This is a genomic window from Geitlerinema sp. CS-897, from assembly GCF_028368005.1.
GTDB lineage: Bacteria > Cyanobacteriota > Cyanobacteriia > Cyanobacteriales > Geitlerinemataceae > Baaleninema > Baaleninema simplex.
In genome coordinates, this window is record NZ_JAQNCQ010000118.1 from 1 (window position 1) to 3,640 (window position 3,640).

At 48.7% G+C, this 3,640-nt stretch carries 6 protein-coding genes and 3 pseudogenes; 3 read left to right on the forward strand and 6 right to left on the reverse strand.

The window, feature by feature from the left end; translation table 11 throughout:
* Positions 1-369: 369 nt before the first annotated feature.
* Together hisC and POG22_RS07375 are read right to left on the reverse strand one after the other, a co-directional pair.
* Positions 370-1,428, reverse strand: coding sequence for a pyridoxal phosphate-dependent aminotransferase (hisC, locus tag POG22_RS07370; protein ID WP_498904487.1), 1,059 nt, complete (start codon positions 1,426-1,428; stop codon positions 370-372).
* 32 nt (positions 1,429-1,460) lie between these two features.
* Entirely contained in the window at positions 1,461-1,655 is a 195-nt protein-coding gene (locus POG22_RS07375; RefSeq protein ID WP_498904492.1) for a hypothetical protein, read from the reverse strand.
* Between POG22_RS07375 and POG22_RS07380 the strand changes: the two are divergent.
* Both POG22_RS07380 and POG22_RS07385 read left to right on the forward strand, forming a co-directional pair.
* A pseudogene (locus tag POG22_RS07380) lies at positions 1,596-1,832 on the forward strand (RRXRR domain-containing protein); the annotation flags it as partial. The gene POG22_RS07375 and the pseudogene POG22_RS07380 overlap by 60 nt on opposite strands.
* A 16-nt stretch (positions 1,833-1,848) precedes the next feature.
* Positions 1,849-2,028, forward strand: a pseudogene (locus POG22_RS07385) (flavin reductase family protein); the annotation flags it as partial.
* Between the two features lie 53 nt (positions 2,029-2,081).
* Here the strand turns inward: POG22_RS07385 and POG22_RS07390 are convergent.
* The 3 genes and pseudogenes from POG22_RS07390 to POG22_RS07400 form a co-directional block, all read right to left on the reverse strand.
* The gene (locus POG22_RS07390) at positions 2,082-2,441 is read right to left on the reverse strand and encodes a type II toxin-antitoxin system RelE/ParE family toxin (RefSeq protein WP_498904489.1); all 360 of its coding nucleotides are present in this window, start codon (positions 2,439-2,441) and stop codon (positions 2,082-2,084) included.
* On the reverse strand, positions 2,434-2,652 hold the full coding sequence (locus tag POG22_RS07395) for a hypothetical protein (RefSeq protein WP_498904494.1): 219 nt from the start codon (positions 2,650-2,652) through the stop codon (positions 2,434-2,436). Before POG22_RS07395 ends, POG22_RS07390 begins: the two co-directional genes overlap by 8 nt.
* A gap of 10 nt (positions 2,653-2,662) precedes the next feature.
* Positions 2,663-2,854: pseudogene (locus POG22_RS07400) on the reverse strand (DUF433 domain-containing protein); the annotation flags it as partial.
* Between POG22_RS07400 and POG22_RS07405 the strand changes: the two are divergent.
* Positions 2,835-3,203 (forward strand): hypothetical protein, encoded by a 369-nt coding sequence (locus POG22_RS07405; protein ID WP_498904496.1) that lies wholly within the window; start codon positions 2,835-2,837, stop codon positions 3,201-3,203. The pseudogene POG22_RS07400 and the gene POG22_RS07405 sit on opposite strands and share 20 nt — an antisense overlap.
* Before the next feature lie 148 nt (positions 3,204-3,351).
* Here the strand turns inward: POG22_RS07405 and POG22_RS07410 are convergent, their stop codons facing one another.
* Positions 3,352-3,507 (reverse strand): type II toxin-antitoxin system PemK/MazF family toxin, encoded by a 156-nt coding sequence (locus tag POG22_RS07410; RefSeq protein WP_498904491.1) that lies wholly within the window; start codon positions 3,505-3,507, stop codon positions 3,352-3,354.
* Between the last annotated feature and the right edge of the window lie 133 nt (positions 3,508-3,640).

Genomic DNA, 3,640 nt, shown 5'->3' on the forward strand with positions numbered 1-3,640 from the left:
CTACTATTTTTGTCAAGTCAGTTGGCTCTTGAATGTTATTTTCAAGTCAAGGGGTCAGTTGGCTGAGTCGAAATACCTAATTCCTTTCCGATTCACTTTATACTACTTATACACTACATTTGAAGTGCGGAATGTGGGTTAACGGGTGCATTTCAAAAATGTGAGCGAATGAGGAGTAATGCTACTTTGGTTTTTGAATCCTTGCCACGAAAGGATTGTGACTGGCTAGCATCATGAGAGTGCAACACGATCCGGGATGTGGTGACAGCATTCGATCGTAACCTACTACGTTTGACGGTTTCGGGTGGTGGCGGTTCGCTCGATCGTGTTAGGGGAGAGTCAGTCACTGTAGTACCATCTCCCCGATTCTCAAAGCAGTGTATCCATCGCCGCTATCAAAGCCTGATTCTGTTCTGGCATCCCTACGGTAATCCGTAAATAATCGGAAATGCGATCGGGTTGGCTGAAGTGACGAACGATTATCCCTCGATCGCGCAGACCTTTCGCCAGGTGGCTACCTCGATGCTGGGGATGGCGGGTAAACAGAAAATTTGCGGCTGAGGGTAAGGTTTGAAACTCCCGTTTGGCGAACTGCTGGTTCAACCATTCACGCTGACTGACGATGAGTTGGCGACCCTTTTCAAACCAGTCGCGATCGCCGAACGCCGCAGTCCCCGCAACCACAGCGAGACGGTCTAACGGGTAAGAGTTGAAACTGTCTTTAACGCGGTTGAGTCCGTCGATCAGTTCCTCTGGCCCCACCGCCAGACCAATTCGCAACCCCGCTAGAGATCGGGATTTAGACAGCGTTTGAGTCACCAGTAGGTTCGGGTAACGGTCTACGAGCGCGATCGCTGTCTCGCCGCCAAAATCGATATAGGCTTCGTCGATCGCCACCACAGACTCGGTATTGTACTGTAACAGCCGTTCGATCTCGCTCAGCGACAACAACCGACCCGTGGGAGCGTTAGGGTTGGGGAAAATAATCCCCCCGTTGGGACGGAAGTAATCGTCCACGACGATCGAGAGGGAATCGTCCAGCGGTACAGTCTCGTAGTCGATTTGGTACAGACCGCAATAGACTTTGTAAAAACTGTAAGTGATATCTGGAAAGAGCAGCGGTTCGTCCTGTTGGAACATCCCCACGAACAGGTGCGCTAACACTTCGTCGGAACCGTTACCCACAAAAACGCGATCGCGCGGTACGTTGTAGTAATCGGCGATCGCCTGCTTGAGCTGAGTACTGTTGGGGTCTGGGTACAAGCGCAGTCGCTCGTCCGCCTCGGCGCGAATGGCGTCGATGACAGCAGGGGACGGGCCGAGCGGATGTTCGTTAGTGTTTAATTTAATGAGATTGGCAATTTTGGGTTGTTCGCCCGGTACGTAAGGCTGTAGCTGACGAACGACGTCACTCCAATATTTGCTCATTACGGATCTGTGAAATGCGAGAGACTGAGTACTCAAGCGTAGCGGATTTTGGGTTTCATTTGAGAGAGACGGCGGTTAACTCTCTGCATTTTCCTCGGCGGCGATCGTCCGTTCGATCGCCTCTTCCAATCCGACAGGCGGCTCAAAGGAGAGTTGGTGACGAAGGTGTTGTCCGGCACGGATTCAGAAAAGGTGATTTCGTTCGGGCGTCCAGGGCAGGACGCCAATATTGGGGCTGGGTTTCTGGAGATACCGCTCGTCAAGTATCCGTCAGCGATATTAACTGGAAACGGCTCGGGCAGTTCAGCGCTTCTAAAGTACAGTTGCTCGCCCCCAACACGAATTTGCTGGTCTCGGGGGCATCGAACCCCACTCGACCCGCGCTTTGTTCCTCCCGCGCTTGAATCACAGATTTCAAGTGGGGTATCCACAAAGGAGATTTTGTTGAAAGATGCGATCGCCTATTTGGATTGTACAGTGAAGAACCGCATGGAATGCGGCGACCACTGGCTCGTTTACGCGACGGTTAACAGCGGAAACGTTTTCGATGCGGATATGAAAACCGCCGTTCACCATCGTAAATCGGGAACCAATTATTAGGGCGTTTTTCGAGGTGGGCAGTTTTGCCCACCCGATTATTTTATCGAGTGGTTTTAAGTCGAGCGTCGATCGTTAGAGTGACGTTTAACAATTCCTGCAATTTCTTTAGCAGGAATATCACTACGATCGGACTTCGAGTAGATTGTGACCAGTACAATGGCTGTAGGCAGTTTGACATAGTAAATTAAGCGATAACCACCGCTTTTACCTTTCCGAACATCGCTATTTTTCAGACGAACCTTATAGATTTCATAGCCCGTCCCAGAAACGCGATCGCCAAGAATTTCTCCCGCTTGCAAGCGATCGAGCAAAGGCTCTACATCTTGACGAATGTTGCGATAGCGTTTGACCAGTGTTCGGATATTGCGCTTAAATTCACTCGTGAATTCGAGCTTTCGTGGGTTATCAGGCATCGTCAATATCTTCCCATAGCAGCTCGATCGGAAATGTTTCCCCAGACATGGCTTCTTTCCAACCTTGCTCGAAGCTCTCGCGGGGAGATTTGAGTTCGTCCGTTTCGCGGAGTTGGCGAGCAAATTGGAGGAGTCGATCGAGATTTTCGGGGGAAAGGCGATCGAGTTCGTCGTTGAGTTGTTGGCGAAGTTGTGCGGTGTCGGTCATCATTTTTAATCTCCCAGCCTGCATATGCTAAGGCTTCGTCAATATGAACTTCTTCAAAGTAAGGATACGCCACCAAAATATGTTCGGGAGAATGTCCCGCCGCCAGTAAACCAACCACAGTTCCAACGGTGACGCGGGTTCCTCGGATACAGGGTTTTCCACCCATAACTTCGGGGTTTTGGCTAATGTGTTGGAGAGAAGGCATCGACGAACCCTTCACGGCGATCGCACGTCTCTTTTCCATTATCGCCTCAACGCGATCGATTACAATAAAGTTAGTCTTCTCGGAACGCACGATGAAACATCCGATATCTTATGTACCTCGCATTCTGCGGATTCAGCCTGCACCCCAAGGAAGTGGTTATCGTAACACTTCGATCGACCACGATCGCGTTTTCGCCGAAACAGCAGATGAAAGAGAGCGATCGAATATTTTAAAAGATGAATCGATTCGGGATATTTTAGCAGAAATTCACGCTCAGCGTCCTGAAAATCGCAGTGTTGAAGAGATCGATCGAGATTTGCAAATCGAAAGAAACGCATGGGATAGCTAAATTAATTCGATCGATTCCCAGAAACCGGGTTTTCTTCTGGTAAATTTTTGAGGTTTCATCGAACCTTTAAGATTCTCTACAGTTTTCGCAAAACTTAGAGTTTTGATGGCAATATAAACGATCTGGAAATCGGAGAAGCGTCAGTATTTTAAGGATTTAAAAATTCAAGTTTTAAAACCGTTGCGAGAGCAATTTGAATTTGCTGCATCTCAATCTCATCCAGTTGACCGATGTATTTTTGCAGTCGATCTCGCGAAATCGCTCGGACTTGAAACGCATCAGCGGCTGACGATTTACCCCACATTCCGCACTTCAAATGTAGTGTATAAGTAGTATAAAGTGAATCGGAAAGGAATTAGGTATTTCGACTCAGCCAACTGACCCCTTGACTTGAAAATAACATTCAAGAGCCAACTGACTTGACAAAAATAGTAGGA